At 30.6% G+C, this 22,688-nt stretch carries 16 protein-coding genes and 5 pseudogenes; 11 read left to right on the forward strand and 10 right to left on the reverse strand.

All coding sequences use genetic code 11. The annotated features are described in order from the left end of the window. Positions 1-102 precede the first annotated feature (102 nt). Positions 103-882, forward strand: coding sequence for a sulfite exporter TauE/SafE family protein (locus tag CSUB8523_RS08065; protein ID WP_043020164.1), 780 nt, complete (start codon positions 103-105; stop codon positions 880-882). Here the strand turns inward: CSUB8523_RS08065 and flhB are convergent. From flhB to CSUB8523_RS08080, 4 genes and pseudogenes are all read right to left on the reverse strand, one after another. Further along, positions 874-1,950: a flagellar biosynthesis protein FlhB gene (flhB, locus tag CSUB8523_RS08070; RefSeq protein ID WP_043020165.1), complete on the reverse strand. Its 1,077-nt coding sequence runs from the start codon at positions 1,948-1,950 to the stop codon at positions 874-876. The two genes, CSUB8523_RS08065 and flhB, sit on opposite strands and share 9 nt — an antisense overlap. 90 nt (positions 1,951-2,040) lie before the next feature. Next, positions 2,041-2,433 (reverse strand): annotated as a pseudogene (locus CSUB8523_RS10720) (methyl-accepting chemotaxis protein); the annotation flags it as partial. A 993-nt stretch (positions 2,434-3,426) separates the two neighbouring features. Continuing rightward, positions 3,427-4,077: pseudogene (locus CSUB8523_RS10725) on the reverse strand (cache domain-containing protein); the annotation flags it as partial. A 173-nt stretch (positions 4,078-4,250) separates the two neighbouring features. Continuing rightward, on the reverse strand, positions 4,251-4,847 hold the full coding sequence (locus CSUB8523_RS08080; RefSeq protein ID WP_039664504.1) for a peroxiredoxin: 597 nt from the start codon (positions 4,845-4,847) through the stop codon (positions 4,251-4,253). A gap of 183 nt (positions 4,848-5,030) precedes the next feature. Between CSUB8523_RS08080 and CSUB8523_RS08085 the strand changes: the two genes are divergently transcribed. The 6 genes from CSUB8523_RS08085 (at position 5,031) to CSUB8523_RS08110 (ending at position 8,348) form a co-directional block, all read left to right on the forward strand. Next, complete coding sequence (locus tag CSUB8523_RS08085; protein WP_043020167.1) at positions 5,031-5,315, forward strand: ferredoxin, 4Fe-4S; 285 nt, start codon at positions 5,031-5,033, stop codon at positions 5,313-5,315. Positions 5,316-5,455: 140 nt separating this feature from the next. After that, positions 5,456-5,869: a nucleoside-diphosphate kinase gene (ndk, locus tag CSUB8523_RS08090; RefSeq protein ID WP_039664506.1), complete on the forward strand. Its 414-nt coding sequence runs from the start codon at positions 5,456-5,458 to the stop codon at positions 5,867-5,869. After that, positions 5,869-6,222, forward strand: coding sequence for a DUF177 domain-containing protein (locus CSUB8523_RS08095; protein ID WP_039664507.1), 354 nt, complete (start codon positions 5,869-5,871; stop codon positions 6,220-6,222). Before ndk ends, CSUB8523_RS08095 begins: the two co-directional genes overlap by 1 nt. Before the next feature lie 14 nt (positions 6,223-6,236). Continuing rightward, on the forward strand, positions 6,237-6,383 hold the full coding sequence (gene rpmF / locus CSUB8523_RS08100; RefSeq protein WP_012662034.1) for a 50S ribosomal protein L32: 147 nt from the start codon (positions 6,237-6,239) through the stop codon (positions 6,381-6,383). Between the two features lie 5 nt (positions 6,384-6,388). After that, positions 6,389-7,378: a phosphate acyltransferase PlsX gene (plsX, locus tag CSUB8523_RS08105; protein WP_043020168.1), complete on the forward strand. Its 990-nt coding sequence runs from the start codon at positions 6,389-6,391 to the stop codon at positions 7,376-7,378. After that, positions 7,365-8,348 carry a beta-ketoacyl-ACP synthase III gene (locus CSUB8523_RS08110; protein ID WP_043020169.1) on the forward strand — a complete coding sequence of 328 codons (984 nt, stop codon included), beginning with the start codon at positions 7,365-7,367 and terminating at the stop codon, positions 8,346-8,348. Before plsX ends, CSUB8523_RS08110 begins: the two co-directional genes overlap by 14 nt. Before the next feature lie 14 nt (positions 8,349-8,362). Here CSUB8523_RS08110 and motB read toward each other — a convergent pair whose 3' ends face one another. The 3 genes from motB to polA are packed head-to-tail and all read right to left on the reverse strand — an operon-like array spanning position 8,363 to position 12,532. Next, positions 8,363-9,097, reverse strand: a complete 735-nt coding sequence (gene motB / locus CSUB8523_RS08115; RefSeq protein WP_039664510.1) for a flagellar motor protein MotB — start codon at positions 9,095-9,097, stop codon at positions 8,363-8,365. A gap of 9 nt (positions 9,098-9,106) precedes the next feature. Next, the gene (gene motA, locus CSUB8523_RS08120) at positions 9,107-9,880 is read right to left on the reverse strand and encodes a flagellar motor stator protein MotA (RefSeq protein ID WP_039664511.1); all 774 of its coding nucleotides are present in this window, start codon (positions 9,878-9,880) and stop codon (positions 9,107-9,109) included. Positions 9,881-9,892: 12 nt separating this feature from the next. Next, on the reverse strand, positions 9,893-12,532 hold the full coding sequence (gene polA, locus CSUB8523_RS08125; protein ID WP_043020170.1) for a DNA polymerase I: 2,640 nt from the start codon (positions 12,530-12,532) through the stop codon (positions 9,893-9,895). Positions 12,533-12,674: 142 nt separating this feature from the next. Between polA and CSUB8523_RS08130 the strand changes: the two are divergent. Beyond that, positions 12,675-13,891: pseudogene (locus CSUB8523_RS08130) on the forward strand (MFS transporter); the annotation flags it as partial. Continuing rightward, a pseudogene (locus tag CSUB8523_RS08135) lies at positions 13,890-14,759 on the forward strand (nucleoside hydrolase). The pseudogenes CSUB8523_RS08130 and CSUB8523_RS08135, both read left to right, overlap by 2 nt. Here CSUB8523_RS08135 and CSUB8523_RS08140 read toward each other — a convergent pair. Continuing rightward, positions 14,715-15,158: a YqaA family protein gene (locus CSUB8523_RS08140; RefSeq protein ID WP_043020171.1), complete on the reverse strand. Its 444-nt coding sequence runs from the start codon at positions 15,156-15,158 to the stop codon at positions 14,715-14,717. The pseudogene CSUB8523_RS08135 and the gene CSUB8523_RS08140 sit on opposite strands and share 45 nt — an antisense overlap. A gap of 285 nt (positions 15,159-15,443) precedes the next feature. On the opposite strand from CSUB8523_RS08140, the gene trpB reads away from it, so the two are divergent. Continuing rightward, positions 15,444-16,619, forward strand: coding sequence for a tryptophan synthase subunit beta (trpB, locus tag CSUB8523_RS08145; RefSeq protein ID WP_043020172.1), 1,176 nt, complete (start codon positions 15,444-15,446; stop codon positions 16,617-16,619). A 614-nt stretch (positions 16,620-17,233) separates the two neighbouring features. Here the strand turns inward: trpB and CSUB8523_RS08150 are convergent. Further along, positions 17,234-19,247 (reverse strand): annotated as a pseudogene (locus CSUB8523_RS08150) (N-6 DNA methylase). 192 nt (positions 19,248-19,439) lie between these two features. Here CSUB8523_RS08150 and CSUB8523_RS08155 point away from each other — a divergent pair. Further along, a complete protein-coding gene (locus CSUB8523_RS08155; protein WP_052243009.1) occupies positions 19,440-19,820 on the forward strand; it encodes a TPR repeat protein, Sel1 subfamily in 381 nt (126 codons plus the stop codon). Positions 19,821-19,840: 20 nt separating this feature from the next. Here the strand turns inward: CSUB8523_RS08155 and uvrA are convergent, their stop codons facing one another. After that, positions 19,841-22,672 (reverse strand): excinuclease ABC subunit UvrA, encoded by a 2,832-nt coding sequence (gene uvrA, locus CSUB8523_RS08160; RefSeq protein WP_043020173.1) that lies wholly within the window; start codon positions 22,670-22,672, stop codon positions 19,841-19,843. Positions 22,673-22,688: the final 16 nt, after the last annotated feature.

Here is a 22,688-nt window from a genome sequence, read left to right on the forward strand (position 1 = left end):
TCCAAAAATATCATAAACTTTATTAAATCGACTATGATTATATTTTCTAAAGCTAAATAAATTTTATTTTGTTACAATGTTTTTATTTGCAAAAGGCTAATCATGGATTTAACTTTACTTCCTTATATGATTATAGGAATTTTTTCAGGAATGGCTTCAGGGGTTTTTGGTATAGGCGGTGGAATGATCATTGTCCCTTTTATGCTTACTTTAGGACTAAGCTCCCACCATGCTGTGGCAATTTCAGTTGTACAAATGATCTTTGCTTCTGTTTTTGGGTCTTATATAAACCATAAAAAGAAAAATTTAATCTTAAAAGATGGACTTATCATAGGCTTTGGAGGCTTTTTAGGTGCGATGTTTAGCGGGGTATTGCTTTCATACTTTTCAGACATTACACTCACAAGCGTATTTTTATGTGTGAGTATTGTTTTCTTTTTAAAATTTGCTTTTAATCAAAAAAGTACTATTGGAAATATTAGCCACTCTAATACCTTAAAAAATTCTATTTTGCTAATTTGTGGTATATTTACAGGTATTTTTGCTATTTCTTTAGGTATTGGCGGTGGACTTTTGATCACCCCGATTTTGGCATATTTTTTAGGATATGACACCAAAAAAGTAGTTCCTCTTAGCTTATTTTTTGTTATATTTGCTTCCATTTCAGGCATTAGTTCTTTTGTATACAATGACATTATTGATGAGGAAGTTTTACACAATGGAACCTTAGTGGGTATTAGCTCTATGCTAGGAGTTTATCTTGGTATTAAAATCATAGAAAAACTTAACCTTAATTCTCACCGCATAGCGCTTTTAGGTATTTATACACTTTCGATTAGTATGACTATTTTTAGCTTACTTAAAAAACTAAATTTATTTTAGTCTATCAGCAAATTTTTGTCTGTTAGAAGTATAGACAAAACTTAGCACTTCTGCCACTGCCTTAAAAAGCTCTGGAGGGATAAGATCATTAACCTCACAAGCCTTATAAAGCTCTCTTGCTAAAGGAGGATTTTCATAAATCATTACATTGTATTCATATGCCATATCTTTAATACGCAAAGCCAAAAAATCCACCCCTTTTGCCAAAACCTTCGGTGCAGCCTCTTTAGAATTATCATAACGTAAGGCAACCGCATAGTGAGTAGGGTTGGTGATCACTACATCAGCACTAGCAACATCTTGCACCATTCTACGTCTTGCTGCTTCCATTTGCAAGCGACGAATTCTACTTTTTACCAAAGGATCCCCTTCGCTTTGTTTAAATTCATCCTTAATTTCTTGCTTACTCATACGTAAATTTTTAAAGTAATGATATCTCACTAAAAGCACATCTAAAAGACCTATAATCAAAAAAGCTATAATAACAACAGCAGCAAGTATAATGGCTTTATCTCTTAGCCATAAAAGCTGTGGATAAATCGTATAAAGCTCTACTCTTGGCAACTCTTGCATAAATTGCAATAAAAACACAAACGCTATACCAAAAACAACCCCAACCTTGAGTATGATTTTTAAAGCATCGATAATTTTCTTTAAAGAAAAAAGATTTTTAAGACCATTAATAGGATTAATTTTATTAAAATTTGGTGTAATAGGTTTAGTTGTAAAAATAAACCCAAATTGCATTAAGTTTCCAATCACACCTGCAACCATAATTGTCAGAGTAATAGGTAAAACCATAATAAACATTTCAATAACTGTTTTTATAATGATTTTTTGCAAGATTTTTAAATCAAGTTCAATACCTATAAAACTTTGATAAAACCTATATAAACCGCTAATTCTCTCACCTATAAAAGGCAACATAAACAACACCACAAAAACCGCTATAACAAGTACAGCCACAGCGGATGCATCTTGACTTTTTGGGACATTACCCTCATTACGCGCATCTTCTATTTTCTTGGACGTGGGCTCTTCTGTTTTTTCTTGATCATCAGCAGCCATAAAAAACCTTATAAGAATTTAAAGCAAGATTATATCATTTAATCCAAGTATCTACAAATTTCATACTTGGATTAAAAATTATTTTAACGATTAAAATTTTTTCTTCCTAGCATCTTCTAAAATATCATTAGCTATCTTATTAACATTATCAGAAATTACTGCACTATCTTTAGCTATTTTAAGATTTTCTTGAGTTACATGATCAATTTGAGCTACTGCATCATTAATTTGAGTAATACCTGTAGTTTGTTCTTTAATACTTTCACCCATTTCATTGATAGATTGAACTAAGATATTAGTATTAGCTTCAATCTCACCCAAAGACTTTTGAGTTCTTTCAGCTAGATTTCTAACTTCATCTGCAACAACAGCAAATCCTCTACCATGCTCACCAGCTCTTGCAGCTTCAATAGCAGCATTTAATGCAAGTAGGTTAATTTGATCTGCAATATCTCCAATAATAGAAGTAACATTTTTAATCTCTTCACTTTGAGCAATTACTTCACTAGTTTTATGCGAAACATTTTGCATGGAAGAAGTAATCTCTTCTAGCGCTGCTGCTGTTTCTTCTAAAGAAGAAGCTTGAGAGGATGAAGAATCAGTTAAGTCTTTAACTGCACTTTGTAATTTACCACTTTCATCTGCTAATAAAGAAGCAAATTCAGAGGATTGTCTTAACATAGCTACAATTTCTTGACCTAATACATTTGTAGTTACTTCAACCCCGCCTTTAGCATTTTTAACTTCAGTGGTAAAGTCTAATGCTTTATAGCTATCAAACACTCTATTAATTTCATTCATATTAGAACCTACTTTTTGTTCTAATACGCTTAGCATATCATTTAAAACATTTTTTAATTCTATAAGTTGAGGATTAGCAGGATTTGCAGTAATTCTCACCATTAAATTGCCACTTTCTATTTCTTTAGCTGTATCTACTGATTGTTCTACAGCTTTAGCATCTTGTTCTAATGCATTTTTAGTCTTAGTGATGTTTTCATTAATGGCTTTAGCCATAGCACCAAGTTCATCATTACTTTTTACATCAATCATAGCTGAATCTTTGGTTTTATGATTGATAAAATCAAAGAAGGAGTTGATGCCTTTTTGGATTGCTTGTAAAGGTGATAATAATCTTGATGAAATAAAATAAATAATAAAACACGATAAAATCAAAATTACCATGGATATTACAATTTGATAGAACATATCCTTAATAACTAATTCTTCTAAATCATCTTGTTTTTGAATTGCACAAGCTACATAGCTAACATGAGCATTTGAATTATTAATATTTGCACAAATACCAAATCTTTTTTCTTTACTATTTACTTCAGTGTATTCAAAAGTATTATAATCACCTATTATTTTATGATGACTTTTAATCTCATCAATATTTGGATATGATTTTAATATTAAAGACTTATCATTGGATGCAAAAGGTATTGAACTGGTATAATCAAAAACAAATACATTTCCTGGCAATTTTTCAAATGTTTTTTGCAGTGATGTCAAAAGCAAGTCAATACCCAAAACAGCTATGAGTTTACCATCTTTTTCAATAGGAACAGAATAAGTAAAACTAGGAAGTTTTGTTACTGAATCTTCATACACATCACTGACAAAAATACCTTTATTTTTTAATGCACCTTTATACCAATCCCGTGTAGTTACATTGTATTGAGGATCATCATAATGACTTATACCTCCACCTCTTTTTCTAAAGGGTATTCCTTTTTTATCTGATTCTGTATCACTAACAAGCATAGTTCCATCAGGAAAACCAAGATAAACTGCCAAAGTATTTGATCCATCTTTAAATACTTTTAAATCCTTAGCAAAATATTCCTCTAATTTATCAAAATTTTCTGTTTGGTGTCTTGGTAATACATCTATATATTTCTTTATAGATAACAAAATATCAATATAAGTTTCAATATAAGTTTCCACTTGAGCGGTAGTCACCAATAAATAATCTTTATTTGCATTTTTACTATTTGCAATAAGATTTTCTCTGCTCGAATAAAAAGCCATTGCTGTTACTATAAACAAAGCTAAAGCCACTATAATCCCAGTAATATAAGAAAGTTTATTTTTTACACTAATAAAATTATTTTTAAAAAGCATTTATTTTCCTTAAATTTTATTATTGTTTGCGTTAATAATTCTATCCAAAAAAATATAATAATAATTCAAAAATTCATAAAAACAAAATATTTTTTAAAAAAATGTAAAATAAAGTGATAGATGTAGAAGTTTTTGAAAAAATAGCAGTGAAACAAGACTTCACTGCTATAAAATTATAGTTTACCTTCGTTTTTGCTTAGATAATCTGCAACACCTTTAGGGTCTGCTTTCATACCTTCATCGCCTTTATTCCAACCTGCAGGACAAACTTCACCATGTTCATTAGTAAATAACATAGTATCAACCATTCTGATCATTTCATCAATATTTCTTCCAAGTGGTAAGTCATTGATCACTGCATGGCGAATTGTTCCATCAGCATCAAGCAAGAAAGATCCTCTTAAAGCCACTGCTTCTTCAAATAATACATCAAAATTTCTAGCAATTTGTTTTGTTAAGTCAGCTACTAAAGGGAATTTAACTTGACCTATACCACCTTGATTTACTGGCATATTTTTCCATGCAAAGTGAGAAAATTCATTATCGCAAGATACGCCGATTACTTCAATACCTCTATCTTTAAAATCTTGATATCTTTTATCAAAAGCAATAATCTCAGATGGGCAAACAAAAGTAAAATCTTTTGGATAGAAAAAGACCACCGCACCTTTTGGACCTATATTTTTATAAAGATTAAAATCTCCAACTATTTCATTATTTCCTAGTACAGCTGGCGCTGTAAAATCAATAGCTTTTTTAGTAACTATCATATTCTTTCTCCTAATTAATAAATTTTATTTATAAGAAAATAATATCATTTATAAATTTAAAAACATATTAATTGTGTAAAATTATCCAGAAACTATTTTTATTATCAAAATTAAGCGATTTTAAGAATAAAATTAACACAATTTTGATAATCTTACATTAAATATTAAATTAAGGAGTAAAAAATGGCAGTTAAAATTACTGATATTTGTATAGCATGTGGTTCTTGTATAGATGAATGCCCAGTAAGTGCGATCGTTGATGATGCAAACAATCCAGAGGGTGAAGATAGATATTATGTTTATGCTGATAAATGTGTAGAATGTGTAGGTCACAATGATCAACCAGCCTGTGCAAGCGCATGTCCAACTGATGGTTGTATTGTGTGGAGTGAAGTTGCTAGCGGACAACCAAGCCGTGACAGTATCGGAAGCGACTTAAGAGACGGATCAACTCCAGTATTTGCTTAATCTATATTTTATGTAAGTATCTTTTTTAAGATACTTACAACTTCTTTTATAAACACTAAATTTTATATAATTTTAAAGCATTTTTTGATATAATTAGCTCTTTTATAAACATAAAACTTATTAAAATTAAGGGGACGATTTTGGAAAAAACACTTTCTATTATTAAACCTGATGCGGTAAAAAAAGGCGTTATTGGTCAAATTTTATCACGCTTTGAAAACAATGGTCTAAGAATAGCAGCAACAAAAAAAGTGCAACTTTCAGAAAAAGAAGCACAAGAATTTTATGCAGTTCATAAAGAAAGACCATTTTTTAAAGATTTAGTAGAATTTATGATCAGTGGTCCGGTTGTGGTTTCTGTTTTAGAAGGCGAAAATGCTGTATTAAAAAACAGAGAATTAATGGGTGCTACAAATCCAAAAGAAGCGGCTCCTGGTACTATTAGAGCAGACTTTGCAGATAGTATTGATGCAAACGCGGTTCATGGAAGCGATAGCTTAGAAAATGCTAAAATTGAAATAGAATTTTTCTTTTCAAAAACTGAAATTTTATAATGAAAATCGCATTTGCAAAACTCAGCTCTGTGGTTTATCCTTTTAAGCTAGATCTTGATAATATAGTTTTTGAAGGAACCATCAAAAAAGTCAATCCAAAACTAGCAAAAATAGAAGCTAATTTTAAAGGATTTGCTTATAGAAATTGTGATCGATGTGGCGATGAAATAGAGCTTGAAATCAATCAAAACATAGAGCTTTTTGCAAGTGATGGAATTTTTAAAGATGAAAATAACACTTTAAGCGACACGATGGAATTTTTTGATTCGCATATTGATTTAATAGAACTTGCTACTAGCGAGTTACAGTCTTATTTGAGTGATTATTTTTATTGTAATAAATGTTCAAATTAATAAAGGAGTAAAAAATGGCAGTACCTAAGAGAAGAGTGAGTAAAACTCGTGCAGCAAAACGCAGAACTCATTACAAAGTTACCTTACCTATGCCTATTAAAGACAAAGATGGTAGCTACAAAATGCCTCATCGTGTAAATCCAGTAACTAAGGAATACTAAAAACGATGACAAGCATTGCTATTGATGCAATGGGTGGAGATTTTGGGGAAAAACCTATCATAGAAGGCGTAATTCAAGCTCTAAGAGAAAGAGAATTTAAAGCTATCTTAGTGGGAGATCCTCAAAAACTTGAAACCTTAATCCCTCAAGATTTAAAATCATACATAGAATACGAAGAAGCTTTTGATGTATTTGCCATGGAAGAAAATTCCACAGATGCATTAAAAAGAAAAGATAGTACTATTTATAAAGCCATAGATTTAGTAAAAAATCAAAAGGCAAAAGCTGTAGTTTCTGCTGGACATAGTGGCGCTACGATGAGTTTAGCTACATTAAGACTAGGTAGATTGGCAAACATCGCTAGACCAGCAATTGCAACTTTAATGCCAAATATTCATTCAAGAACACTTGTCTTAGATGTGGGTGCAAATGTAGATTGCAAAAGTGAGCATTTATTCCAATTTGCCATTATGGGTGAGGCTTATGCGAAAGAAATTCTAAATATAGCTAAACCTAGAGTTGCATTACTTTCAAATGGTGAAGAAGAATGCAAAGGCAATGAACTTACTAAAGAAACTCACCAACTTTTAAAACAACTTCCAAATTTTGTAGGAAATGCTGAAGGTAGAGATATCTTTAATGGTACTATTGATGTATTAGTATGTGATGGTTTTAACGGAAATATTTTGCTAAAAACAGGCGAGGGAGTTGCAAGTGTTATTACCAAACTTTTAAAGCAGGAAATTCAAAAATCATTTTTAGCTAAACTTGGCTACCTTTTAGCAAAACCAGCTTTTAATGAGCTAAAAACACATATTGATTATGAAGAGTACGGCGGAGCACCGCTTTTGGGCGTTAAAGAATGTGTTATCATTAGCCATGGTAAAAGTGGACCAAAAGCTATTAAAAATGCAATTTTTCAAGCATTAAATTTCACACAATCAAATATAAATCAAACCATAGAAAAAGAACTTTCTAATTATGAAATCAACTAAAGCTTCCTTAAAAAGTATAGCTTCTTATATCCCAGAAAGAATTCTTAGTAACCATGATTTAGAATCTATGGTGCAAACTAGTGATGAATGGATATTAAGAAGAACAGGTATCAAAGAAAGACGTATCGCAAGTGAAAATGAAAACACAAGTGATCTTGGCACCAAAGCAGCTATTAAAGCTATTCAAAGGGCAAATTTAAACCCTGAAGATATCGATGCAATTATTGTTGCTACTTTAAGTCCAGATTATTTTACCATGCCATCAACTGCATGTAAAATTGCCCATAATCTTGGTCTAAAGAATATCACTGCTTTTGATATTTCAGCAGCTTGCTCGGGTTTTATCTACTTACTTGAACTTGCAAAATCCATGGTTGAAAGCGGTGCTAAAAAAAATGTACTAATCATAGGAGCTGAAAAAATTAGCTCTATTATGGATTATACCGATAGAAGTATATGTGTTTTATTTGGTGATGGAGCTGGGGCTGGAGTTGTATCATTAGATGATAATTTTCCTATTATAGACACTCATACTGCTAGTGATGGAGAATTTGGCGATTTATTAATGACACAAAGAGCCCAAAAAAGTAGTATTTGCTCTCCACTTTCAATGCAAATGAAAGGTAATGAAGTATTTAAAATCGCAGTCAATACCTTAAGTAATGATGTGATCGATATTCTTGCTAAGAACAATATCAAAAGCGAAGAAATTGATCTTTTTATACCACACCAAGCCAATCTAAGAATCATTAAAGCTGTACAAGAAAAGCTTAATTTTAAAGATGAACAATGTGTAGTTACCGTGCAAAATTACGGCAATACTTCAGCTGCTTCAATCCCTATGGCTATGAATGATGCTTATGAACAAGGTCGTTTAAAACAAGGTTCGCTGATACTGCTTGATGCTTTTGGCGGTGGATTTACTTGGGGTTCTGCGCTACTTCACTTTGGTGGAGAAAATAACAAATAAGAAAAACTTATTTGTTATTTAAAAGCACCAATTTGATCTAATACAGACTTTCTAGTTTGATTATCCGAAGAATCTACTCGGATATAAAATTCAACCCTATTATTTATCCCATCTTCTTTGTTTGTACTTAAAGGATAATTTTCACCAAAACTAACCACTATAAGCTGGGCTGGATTAATCCCTCTAGCAATCAAATAATCAGCCACAACCTGAGCTCTTTTGCTTGCCAAATCAAAATTTCTTTTAGGATCTTTATCACTTGCATCAGTATAACCTCTAAGTTCTATTTGAGCTTGCGCAGGCATTCTTTTTAAAACTTCACTAATACGTTTTAGAAAATCTTGCACGTCAGCTGAATCAATTTGTGTACTACCTCTAGTAAATTCAACCCTTGCAGGCAAATTTAAAACGATATTATTTTCCCTTTGATCTAATGCCGCTTTTAATTTTTCTATATTTTCTTGTTGAGTGATACTTAATTTTTTAAGCTTTTCAAGCTCTTCAACATTTGCATTAGATGGTGCACTGTATTTATTATGCACTTCACTTTCTTTTTCCAAAGGATTAGAAGCAGTAAATTCAAAAATTTTAACAAACTCAGTTTTTAAAGCTTCAGTTTTAGCAGGATTGCTTTCAGAAATTGCCCAAAGAGCAATAAAAAGCGCCAAAAGCAAACTTAAAAAGTCTGCATAAGGCACCGCCCATTTTTCTCCTGCTGGACATTCTGGACATTTATGTTTTTTACCCATTTTTAGCTCTTACTTATCAAACTGAGAAATTCTAGGCTCGCCTTGTCCAAGATAATTAAACAATTTAGCCTCTAAATCTCTAGGATTAGCTCCTTCTGCAATACTTACAATAGCATGAGAAATTACTATTCTTTCCTTGATCAAATCATGTGAATTAGCTTTCATTTTATTACCCCAAGGTCCAAATAAAGCATAAGCTCCAAAAATTCCCGTTACTGTTGCTGTAAAAGCTCCTGAAATACCTGCTGCCATAGCTTGTGGATCATCAAGCAATTTAAGCGCTAAAATCAGTCCAAAAACAGCTCCAACAAGCCCCATAGTAGGACAAGTCTCACCAAAGCGTATCCAATATTCTGCACATTCTTTATAATACTCTTCCATTTCTTCTATTTGGATTTCCATGCTTTCTTTAATCTCTTCTACACTCTTACCATCTACCATCATCATCATAGCTTCTTTTAAAAATTCACTGTCAATTTCATTAGTTTTTGACTCTAAAGCCAAAAGCCCATCTCTTCTTGCTATGATAGAGTATTCTACAAGCTCAGCTATTCTTTGACTTAAATTTACCCCAGAACCTTTAAAAACTACCTTTAATTCCTTATATGCACCTTTAACAATTTTTTTATGTGTAGAAGTCATTGCACAAAAAGCTGCTGTAGGCACCACAATAATAAAAGATGCTAAGTGTAAAACATGCAAAGGGTTACCACCCTCTAATATATCCCCTACAGAAATACTAACAACAGCTAATACCATCCCAAGTATGGTTGAAAGATCCATTAGTTATTCTCCTTATTTTAATGCGCCCCAATTTTTGGCAATACTTGATGAAGTTTTTAATTTGACTTTTAATTTTACAATATTTTCCATAATATCACTAGCCTTTTTCGCAAATTCCTCGCAAAGTTCATCTTTGACTTCAAAAACAAGTTCATCATGAATTTGTAAAATCAAACGCTTATTCTCATCTAAATCTTTTGCAATTTCTATCATTGCTAGTTTTATTATATCGGCAGCAGAACCTTGAAGTGTAGAGTTAATACTCTCTCTTTCATACATTGCAACATGCATCGGCTTTGCATTTTCAAAGTCAAAATAACGCTTACGTCCAAGTAAAGTCTTTATGAAACCATTTTGCTTGGCTTCGTTTTTTACTTTTTCAAAATACATCTTAATGCTGGTAAAATTTTCAAAATATTTTTCAATATATTCTCTGGCTAATTTTGCTTCTATTTTTAAATTCTGACTCAAAGTCTTATAACCCATGCCATAAATTAAACCAAAATTAATACTCTTGGCAATACTTCTTGTCTCATAATCACTATGTCCAAAAATCATAATCGCAGTTTTTGCATGGATATCTTCATCATTTAAAAACGCTTCAAGCAATTTCTCATCTTCACTAAAATGTGCCAACATTCTCAGTTCAATTTGAGAATAATCTAGCGAAATAAAGCTAAAACCCTCTTTTGCCACAAAACACGATTTATAATCTTTTGCATACTGACCATGCGCAGGAATATTTTGCAAATTTGGATCTTTAGATGAAAGACGTCCCGTAGCTGTACCTGTTTGCAAAAAGCTTGAGTATATCCTTGAATTTTTATCTTTTTTAGCTAATTTCAACAAAGGTTCACAGTAAGTAGAAACAAGCTTTGCAAGCTCTCTATATGCCAAAATTTCTTTCACAATCAAATGTTCGTCTAAAATAGTATTTAAAACTTTTTCATCAGTGGAATGTCCTGTTTTGCTTTTTTTTCCACTTGGCAACTTTAATTTTTCAAACAAAATATCTCCTACTTGTTTAGGAGAGTTAATATTAAATTTTTCACCTGCTAACTCGTATATTTTTTCACTTAACATTTTAATATCTTGATTAAAACTTTGCATTAAACTTTCAAGTTTTTGAATATCAAGCTTGATGCCGTTATTTTCCATCATAATAAGCACCTTGATAAATTCAAATTCACTTTTTTGAGCAAGTTCAAATAAAGGTTGCTCTAAATTATGTAAAAAGTACAAATAAAATCTTAAAGTAATATAAGCATCTTCAGCGGCGTATTTGCAGGCTTTTTCTACATCTACTCCTGCAAAGCTTTCTCCTTTTTTCACTAAATCTTCAAAATGCAAAGTCTCATAGTCAAACAATCTTTTTGCCAAATCATCCATATTTACCCGCAAACTTGGTTCTTTAAGCCATGCAAGTATCATGGTATCAGCGTATTTTTTTGGAGGAAGCAAATTAAAATTGTTTTTTATGATTTCAAAATCATATTTAAGGTTATGACCTATAACCGTACTATAATAAATTTTTTCTATGCCCTTTTTAGCTGCTTGCATAGAAATTTGCTTGCAAACTCCTAAATAATCATGTGCAAGTGGCACATAAAAGGCTTCACTCTCATGAAAACAAAAGCTAAATCCTACTATCTTAGCTTCTTTGGTATTTAAACCTGTTGTTTCTGTATCAAAAGCGATTATGCTTTGTTCATCAATTTTTTCTAAAATTTCAAACAATTCATTTTCATCTAAAACTAATCTCGCGTTAAATCCTAAATTTTTATCTTTATGCTCTGGATTGGTGCGTAATTTTTTCAATAAAGCATTTAACTCATAATGCTCTAAAATATCCATGATCTTAAGCAAAGGTTCATCTTTTGGATACTCACAATTTAAAAGCATATTTTTCACATCTAAGTCTTCATACAATGAAGCAAGTTTTTTACTCAAAAAAGCATTTTCTTTGCCTTCAAGCAATAAATTACGACTTCTTTCATTGCGCACCAATATTAAATTTTCATAAATTCCTTCAATGCTTTCAAATTCATCAAGTAGGTTTTTAGCTCCTTTAGCACCAATTCCTTTAACTCCTGGGATATTATCTGAGCTATCGCCACAAAGTGCGAGAAAATCTCTTATCTGACTAGGCTTTACTCCGTATTTTTCCAAACATCCTGCTTCATTATAATCATTTTTTGAAATAGGACTATAAATGCCAACTTTACCATCTTTTATAAGCTGATACAAATCTTTATCTTGGGTGATAATTCTAACAAAGATATTCTTGTCTTTGCACTCTTTAACCAAAGAAGCAATAATATCATCAGCTTCATAGCCTTCACAAGAAAAGCTTGAAAAGCCCATTTTTTCTATCATCTGAATACAAATTGGAATTTGAGCGAGCAAGTCAGACGGAGGGGGTGTGCGGTTGATTTTATAATTTGGATCAATTTCGCTTCTAAAAGTTTTTCCTTTGCTATCAAGAGCAAAGATGATCATATCGCTTGGATGTTCACTTTTTAAGCTATAAACAAAATTCGCAAAACCACTAATCATGTTACTAGGTTCGCCTTTTGAATTTTTTAAACCCTTTAAAGCGTAAAAAAGTCTAAAGAAAAAACCAAAAGTATCAATTATCGTTAATGTTTTCATTTTTTTCCTATAATTAAAATTAATAATAATTATCGCCCAAATTTATTTAAAAGTCGGTAAAAAATATTAAATTTCATTTTAAGCATTTTAGATAAAATTATCATTTTGAAATTCCAAATAAAGGTTTAATCTTGCAAACAAAATTAATCGTGGAAAAAAATTTCAAACTCCACAAGAAAAAAAGCTTTTAAAAAAGCTGTGTTTTCATGTTGGCTAAGAACTGCCATGGAGTATGCAGATTTTGCACTTTATGGCTTAGCTGCGGCTACTGTTTTTTCGAAAGTTTTCTTTCCTGAGCAAACTCCTATTATAGCATTATTGCTTAGTTTTGTTACTTATGGTATAGGTTTTATTGCCAGACCTATTGAGGCTTTATTTTTTGGATACTTAGGTGATAAGTATGGAAGAAAAAATGTATTAATGAGTACTGTTGCATTAATGGGTATTTCAACTACTTTAATTGGTTTTATACCAAGCTATGCGGTAATTGGAATTTGGGCTTCTATATGTTTAGTTATTTTGCGTTTTATACAAGGCTTTGGATAGGTGCTGAACTTTCAGGTGAAACTGTCATACTTGGAGAGTATGCTCCTAGCAAACATAGAGGTTTAATCTCTTCTATCATCACTCTTGGATCAAATAACGGAACCTTACTTGCGGCTTTTGTGTGGCTTTTAGTTACAAGTATAGATGATACTAGTTTTAAAGAATGGGTATGGAGAATTCCTTTTATGGGGAATTTTTATAGCACTTTTTGCTGTCTATATGCGTTTAAATGTAAAAGAAACTCCCGTTTTTGAAAAACAAAAAGAATTAATGTTAAAAATTCGTCATGAAAATGAAGCACATATGAAAAAAGATGATAAAACTTTTTGGCAAAAAGTCGTGCATTTTGGACTATGGTGGGTATAAGAATAAGAGAAAATGGACCGTCTTATCTTGCATAAGGTTTTATAGTAGGCTATGTAACCAAAATTTTACTTCTTGATAAATCAGTTGCCACAACCGCAGTTGTTATCGCTTCTTTAGTGAGATTTTTAATCATACATTTAGCAGGATATTTGAATGATAAATTTGGAAGGCGTATTACTTATAGAACCTTTTGCTTGCTTTTAATACTTTATGCCTTTCCTGCTTTTATGTTACTTTGATAATAAAAATGAAATTATCGTAATTTTAACTATCATCGTAGGTATGTCTTTGGCATCTTTGGGAATTTTTGGCGTGAAAGCTACATGGGGTGTAGAGCTTTTTAGAGCAAAAAATCGCTATACCAAAATGGCACTAACAAAAGAATTTGGCTCTATACTTTTAGAGGGAACTGCTCCTATGATAGCTTCAGCTTTTAGATACCGATATAGGTAATGGCATAGGATGATGGTTTAGTCCTTGGGCTTATTTTAACCTCGAAAGAAATCAAACTTGAAATGATTAGCACTTCAAGCAGGAATATACAGGCTTTAACCGCTTATAGCGTTGCTAAGGATTTATTAAATAAGCTTAATCTAGACATACCTTTGCATTTAGGTGCTCATGAGGCCTTGTACGAAGATGGTCATTTTTGGAGACAAAGTCTAGATAAAAGCATAGAAGAGTTTAAACTTGCTCATCTTTGGGATCATATAAAACCTATAAACATCCTAGAAAACATAAGCCCAAATGCTTGTATGAAAATGGGTGAGCTTATTATGCAAAATCCAGGTGAAATTTCAATTTGCGCTATAGAACCTTTAACAAACATAGCTATATCTATGAAACTTTTTAAAGATTTTGATAAAAATGTAAAAGAATTTTTATCATGGGTAGAAGTTTTGATATGCCTTATCATATCAAAGCTCACACATGAAGATTTAAATGTTTTAAAAAATCAGAATCCTCTTTGTGATTTTTTGGTACAGACTTTAAGAGTTTGGATTGATTATGCAAGCAAAACAAGAGGTACAAAAGGCACATGGATACATGATGCATTAACTATTACTTATATGCTTTTGATCCAAATTTAGCAAATTTTGATGAGTATTTAATAGATGTGATTTTTGTGATAGCGCTTTTACTGGAGGAAGCACGATAAGGTGTTCTAAAGATGCTAAAATGCCTATGAAAAATCATAAATTAAAAAACACTATAAAAGTTTTAAAATATTGATAATACTAGACTTTTAAATCTTTTAAAATCAAGGCTTTCAGATGGAATTTGCTATGAAAATTACAAAAGCATAACGACTTAATTTACCCAAGGCTATAAAAATACTTGCTTTTAAAAAAGAATACTTAGCAAATCCAAGACCTAACGCAAAAAGATCTCCCACTATGGGTAAAAAAGTAAAAAAAGCATACAAAGAGCCAAATTTTTTAAAATTTGCATTGATTTTTTCTAATTTTTGTAAAGAGCCTTTAAAATATTTTTCCAAAATTTGACTCTCTCCAAAATAAGCTAACGCATAGGTACTTAAACTACCCAGGGTATTGCCTAAGCTTGCGACGAATAAAACCATATAAGCATTAAAATCTAATTTCACAAAAGCAAGCACAAAAGCCTCACTTGCCATAGGTAAAAGCGTGCTAGAAAGAAAACATACTATAAAAAGCCCTATATAGCTTATATCATTATATAAAAAATCAAACATTACAAATTTTCTTAGTATTTATTTTCTAAACGATCATTTTAAAGAATTTTTAATAATAATTGTCTTAGAATGTAAAGTCATTTGGCAATTTTTAAAAGGAAAAAACTATGGAAAGGAAAAAATTTTCTAAATTAAATTTAGAATACTCATTTAATAAAGCTTCTTTTTCTTGGCGTTAAGCCTGCTACTACATTTTCAATCATTTTACATTTTAGTTTTAGTTTTAGTTTTAGTTTTAGTTGATCATTGTTGATTTTAAATTATTAATCATTTTAAGGAAATACTATGAAAAAATATTATGGAAAATTTGGCGGGCAATTTGTGTCAAATGAAGTAAAAATAGCATTAGATGAAGTAGAAAAAGCTTTTATAAAATTCAAAAAAGACAAAGGTTTTAACGCAGAATTAAAAGAACTTTTAGCTAATTATGTAGGAAGGCCTACACCTTTATATCATGCTAAAAATTTAAGCAAGCTTTATAATCATGAAATTTATTTAAAAAGAGAAGACTTAACTCACACAGGAGCTCATAAGATCAATAATGCCATAGCTCAAACCTTAATGGCAAAGAAAATGAATAAGAAAAAAATTATCGCAGAAACTGGAGCAGGACAACACGGGCTTGCAACTGCTACTGCAGCAGCGCTTTTAGGACTTGAGTGTGAGATATTTATGGGAGCTATTGATGTAAAAAGACAAGCTTTAAATGTCTATAAAATGGAGCTTTTAGGAGCAAAAGTTCATCCGGTAGAAAGCGGAAGTAAAACTTTAAGCGATGCAGTAAATGAGGCTTTAAATTTTTGGGTTAAAAATACCAAAGAAGTATTTTATGTAGTGGGAAGTGCGGTAGGACCTTATCCTTATCCACAAATTGTTACGTATTTTCAAAGCATTATAGGTAAAGAATGCAAAATACAACTTAAAAAATTAAACAAAAAAGTAGATTACATCATAGCAGCAGCTGGAGGTGGTAGCAATGCTGCTGGAATTTTTCATGCATTTTTAAAAGATGAAAAAGTTAAGCTCATAGGTGCTGAAGCAGCAGGTTTAGGAAAGGATACACCTTATCATGCAGCTACACTTACTAAAGGCAAAGAAGGTATTATCCATGGTATGAAAACTAAAGTTTTACAAGATGATAAAGGAAATATTGCTCATACTTTTAGCATCTCTGCTGGACTTGATTACCCTGGGATAGGACCTTTGCACGCATATTTACAAGAAAACAAAAGAGCAAGTTATCATGCTATTAGTGATGATGAGTGTATTAATGCTTTAAAATTATTATGTAAAGAAGAAGGTATTATACCTGCCATTGAAAGCTCACATGCATTAGCTTATTTAGAAAAACTTTGTCCTACTTTAAAGAAAAAAAGTGTAATAGTTGTAAATCTTTCAGGAAGAGGTGACAAAGACATGCAAAGTATTTATGAGTATAAAAAAGGTGAAATTTATGGTTAATAAATATTTATATAGGATTTTAAGTCCTATATAAATACTGATATGCTAAATTTTAATTTATTTTTAATTGTTGATTATATGATTTACAGTATTTTTGTTTTTTTGATCGTATTTAACCATATCTTTATATTACAAGCTTTTCAATGGCTAATATAAATTTTCCATGAATTCAAAATCTATCTCTTTATTTTTATTGGGAGCTTGATTATTTCGTCTTTTATTTTTGCCCAAGAACACATATTTTTACATCCAAATTTTTTATTTAAAAAATGAAAATTTGTCGATAAGAAAAATTCTTGATGCTTTGTTATTTTTAATTTTGGTTTTAATGGAAAAACTCTAGCTTGTACAACCATTTTATATTTAAAATTTCTAAAAAAACATTTCCGAACATATCTGTTGTTATTGTATTTTCATCAAAAGTATTAACTAAAACATCACTTTTTCCTAAAATTACATAATCTGTTAGTCTTGCTGTGATGGCATAATCTCCTTTTTCATTTATATATTTTTTTTGAATATCAAAATCTCCATTGCTGCTTTCAAAAAATCCCCTATTTTATACTCTCCCCACTCAACGCTTTTTAATTTTTCATTGAGTGGGGGCGGGGTATTTACTTTACCAATTTATCAATTATTTTTAATAAATTTGATACCTCCCAAGCTAAATAATCCGAAATAGTCTTTTTAAAGTCTTCTAAAGTTGGAGTTGTATCTATAGGGGCTAATTGACTTCAATCATCTACTTTTTGCGGGTATATTTTTCTCTCATAATATTCTTTTTCGCTAAAAATATTTAATTTATTCTTTTAAAACAAACTAAATACACTAATTATTAGTATATTTCTTTGGCTTTATCAGTATCTTTTAAATTACTGCTTGCTTTTTTTCTATTTGTTCTTGTAAAGCCATCATTTGGAAAATCAATAAATTTCACATATCATCTTTTTGATGGGCTTCCCCTACTCTAAAAACATATATATTTGAGCACTTGATTTTCCTATAAATAATTCTGTTGGCATTTTTATATTAGCTAAAAGTGTATTGTTTTTAAATTTCTTTATTATACCCGGTAGCTTTTCCTGAGCCTGCTAAACCTTGAATTATAATAGTAGCACAACTTTTTTTCATCATAGATAAGGTTTTTTTCACAAAAACCATACCATTAGCTGAATATGGCGGATTTAATATAAATGCATCTACAGGAAATTTTGTTGTTGTTTCTAAAAATCCATAACTACCATCATAATTTAATGAATCCTTATTCATTAAATTTGAACTTCCATCTCCCATTAAAATCATATTTAAAATAACCAACATATACTCATTTGACAAAACTTCCAATCCTAAAAGCTATTTTACTTCAATATGTTAATATTTTTTGATTTAATTCATCTAGAGAAGTTATATTTTCTTTTACATCATTTACATCTCATTCATAGCTACAGCTAAAAATCCAGTTGAACTAGTAGCAAAGTCCCAAACATATGAATTTCTATTGACTCTTATTAGTTTTGCAATAATATTGTGACATAAGATAGTGTTAAAACAACATCATTTAATTTATCTTGCGAAAATCCAAGCTAAGAATACATCTCATTAAAGAGTTTTTCTGTAAAATCTATTGTAGATCTAATTTTATAGTAAATTCCTAAATTATCTATAATTTTTGAAAATACTCTTTTTAGCTGACTTTCTCCATTTTTTGTTTTATTTATATTTTCATTCGTAAGTGTATTTGCTAAAGTTCTTTCTATTATTTTTCTCTTTTAAAAAAAGCTTCAATTTTTCTAAGAATAATATCCCTATCTCTATTACCTTCTTCATTTAAAGATTTTAACTCAGCTTTTTTAAAGGAGCTACTTTTCCTGCAATTCCAAGTGTTGCTATAATTGAAACTGCTACTGATAAACTCTATCATTTTCACCAAGTCCTTGTTTGTTTTTATATATATCGTTATTTAATTGTACTAAACTAGCGTCTATTTCTTTTAGTTCTTTAATTTTTTCTAACTCTTCTTAAAGAAAAAGAAAGTTTTTTCACATTATTTTCTATAAAATCAGTAAAATTTTCATTTTTTAAAATGACAAATCTATAAATTTTCCAATCTCTTATCCAATTCCAAAATTATCTTTTAATACTAAATACACTCCTATTAAATGTTTTAACTTTCCGCTTTCATCTTTATAGCCTGTAATCTCTATCGCAATAATATCTACATAATTTGTATAATGCAAAATTACATTTGCATAGTAAATCGCTCCATTTGGGGCATAATCTTTTATATTGATATAATTTGGTTCATTTTTTGATGTTGTATTAACAACTTAATTATCACTATTTAATTTTACTAATTTATCTTTATACAATCAAAATAGAATATTTATTTAAATTTTTATCTTCTAAAAGTAATTTAACATCAGATCTATTTCCACCTTTTCCACCATTTTTAGAAGAATACTCACTCAAAGCATCATCTATTTCTTTATTTAAGTTTTCTTGTTCTAATTTATATTCCAATTTGTAGCTTTTTAGCCAACCATTGACTAAATCAGCTATATTAGACTCTAATGATTGAATTTTTGATAATTTTTCTCCCTTTAATTTAGAATTATCTTTCTTTGCAATACCAATCTAACAGTTTATTAAATACAATGATATTTTTACTACATAATATGATTTCTAAATTTTTCTTTTAATATATTTCAATTGTATTGTCATTTAGCTAAGAGTCTTTTAAATTTTAAAATAAAGTAAAAATATAAATTGTAATTTAAATTATAAATTTATATAATTGAGAAAATTAAAAAAGGATTGATTATGTTTAAAATTATTTTATTTGTGGGTTTAGTGTTTGGAGTTTCTTATGCGGATAAGATAGATGATCTAAAAAATTCTTGCGATAAAGGAGAAGCAAAAACTTGTAGAGATTTGGCCTATATGTATGAAGAAGGGCGAGGTAAAGTTTATAAAAATAAATACAAAGCCATTAAATTTTATAAAGAAGCTTGCGATAAAAACGATGCAACTGCTTGTAATAGATTAGGAGTTATTTATCGAGATGGTATTAATGTAAAAAAAAGCTATTTTAGGGCTAAAAAATACTTTGATAAAGCTTGTGATTTAGGTAATAATATGGGTTGTATTTGGGAAAGAAAGATCCAAAAAAATAAAATCAAAGACATACTAGATAGCAAATAAATACAAACTATGCTTAAAAATTAAACATAGTTATTTTTATCTTTAAGCTCTAAATTTAGATAATACCCCGTATAAGAACCACTTTTTTCATGATTTTTTGCAAGCTCTTCAACGCTACCTTTAGCTATAACCTTACCACCTTTAACCCCACCTTCAGGTCCCATATCGATGATATAATCAGCATTTTTAATCACATCTAAATTATGTTCTATCACAAACACACTATTTCCAAGATCAACTAAATGTTGCAAAACCACAATGAGCTTATTAACATCTTCAAAATGAAGCCCCGTTGTAGGCTCATCTAAAATATAAAGAGTTTTTCCCGTATCGCTTCTGCTTAACTCTTTAGCTAGCTTAATACGCTGAGCCTCCCCACCACTTAAAGTAGTCGCATTTTGCCCTAAAGTTAGATAATCAAGTCCAACTTTTACCAAAGTATCAAGCTTTTGTTTTATCTTTGGTACTGAAGTAAAAAATTCACTTGCTTCAATAATACTCATATTTAAAACATCAGCTATGCTTTTGCCTTTGTATTTGATCTCTAGTGTTGCATCATTGTATCTTTTGCCATTACACACATCACAAGTTACCATTACATCAGGTAAAAAGTGCATTTCGATTTTAATCTCTCCATCACCACTACACTTTTCACATCTCCCGCCTTTAACATTAAAAGAAAAACGCCCTGCTTTATAACCTCGCATTTTAGCTTCTTTGGTAGCTGCAAAAAGATTACGAATTTCATCCATAGCACCTGTATAAGTAGCAGGATTTGAACGCGGGGTTCTTCCTATAGGACTTTGATCAAGATAAATTACCTTATCAAGTTTTTCTAGTCCTTCTATTTTAGCCCCACTTAGTTTTTTAACTTTTTTAGCACGGTTAAGCTCTTCTTTTGCAAATGGAAGCAAAGTTTGTAAAATTAATGAGCTTTTACCACTTCCTGAAACGCCTGTAATTGCCACAAGATTGTGTAGTGGAAAATCTACACTCAAATTTTGAATATTATTAATACTCACATCTTTTAAGCTGATAAAATCTTTTTGTTCTCTGTTTTTTTGATGGGTAATTTGCTTTTTACCACTCATATAAAGGGCGGTTTGGCTTTTGCTTTTTAACAATTCTTTATAAGTCCCACTAAATACAACCTCACCACCAAATTTACCAGCATTTGGGCCTATATCTACGATAAAATCTGCTTCTTCTATAGTCATTTTATCATGTTCAACCACGATTAGAGTATTACCCTTTTGTTGAAGATTTCTTAGGGTTTTTATAAGTTTTACAGTATCTCGCTCATGCAAACCTATGCTTGGTTCATCTAAAACATACATCACCCCACTCAAGCCACTTCCAATTTGAGATGCTATACGAATTCTTTGCGCCTCGCCTCCGCTAATGGTTCTTGCATCACGCCCTAAAGATAAGTACCCAAGTCCCACATCATAAAGAAAAAATAATCTTTCATTAATTTCTTTAAAAATAGGCTTAGCTATCAATCTTTCTTGCTCACTCAAATACGCAAAATTAGCTTCTATTGAAAAAAATGCAGTGGTATTTTCTATACTCATATCTAAAATTTCACCTAAATTTTTATCCGCTACTTTCACAGCCAAACTTTCAGCTCTTAAACGATGACCATTACAATCTTTACAGATTTTTTCACTCATATACTCACTAAGATCTTTTTCATCTTTTAACATTTCATAAGCATATTTAACCGCACCTTCAAATTTACGGCTTAAACGATGTCTTTTCCATAAAAAATTAATTTCTTTTGCATTACCATAAAGCACTAAACGCTTTTCCTCTTCACTTAACTCATTATATGGAATTTTTACCCTGATATCATTTTGCTCACAAAAGGCCATTAAAAACTTATAATAATAACTTTTATTAAACCCGTATAATAGCTTTACAGCCCCTGCTTCTAAGCTTAATTCTTCATTGATAAGCTTTTTCATATCTAATGTATATCTTATACCAAGACCATCACAACTTGGACATGCACCTTTGGGAGAATTAAAAGAAAAACTCAAAGGCTCAAGCAAAGGAAAAGAAATTTTGCAATCAAAACAAGCATTATGTTCACTATAATGAAAATGTTTAGGTATATTTAATTCTTCATTATTTAAAACTTCAATTTCTACTTCACCAAAACTCTCACTAAGTCCTTTTTCTATATCACTTGCAAGTCTTGCTAGCATATCATCTTGCACTTCAAGTCTATCTATCACAAGCTTTATCGTATGTTTTTTTGTTTTAGCAAGCTCAATATCCTCATCAAGACGCGTCAAAACCCCATCAATTTGCGCTCTAACATAGCCTTTTGCAACTAAATTCTCTAAAAGATCTGCAAAAGTTCCTTTTTTTTCTTTAATCAATGGCGCATAAATAATGATCTTCGCTCCCTTTGGAAGTTTTAAAATTTCTCCCACAATATCTGCTGCACTCATAGATGAAATTTTTTGTCCGCATTGGTGACAATGTTGCACCCCTACTCTTGCGTATAAAAGTCTTAAATAGTCATAAATTTCAGTAATAGTCCCGACAGTAGAACGAGGATTTTTAGAAGTTGTTTTTTGATCAATGGCAATAGCAGGAGTTAGGCCTTCTATTTTATCAACATTTGGTTTGCCTACTTTATCTAAAAACTGTCTTGCATAAGCACTTAAACTCTCAATATAACGGCGTTGACCTTCTGCATATAGTGTGCCAAAAGCTAAAGTAGATTTACCGCTTCCACTAAGTCCTGTAAAAACTATAAGCTTATTTTTAGGAATTTCTAGGTTGATATTTTTAAGATTATTTTCCTTAGCACCAATGATACTTATTTTGTCATTATTCATAAAAATCCTCTTTTTA

This window comes from Campylobacter subantarcticus LMG 24377 (assembly GCF_000816305.1).
In the GTDB taxonomy this organism is placed as follows: Bacteria; Campylobacterota; Campylobacteria; order Campylobacterales; family Campylobacteraceae; genus Campylobacter_D; species Campylobacter_D subantarcticus.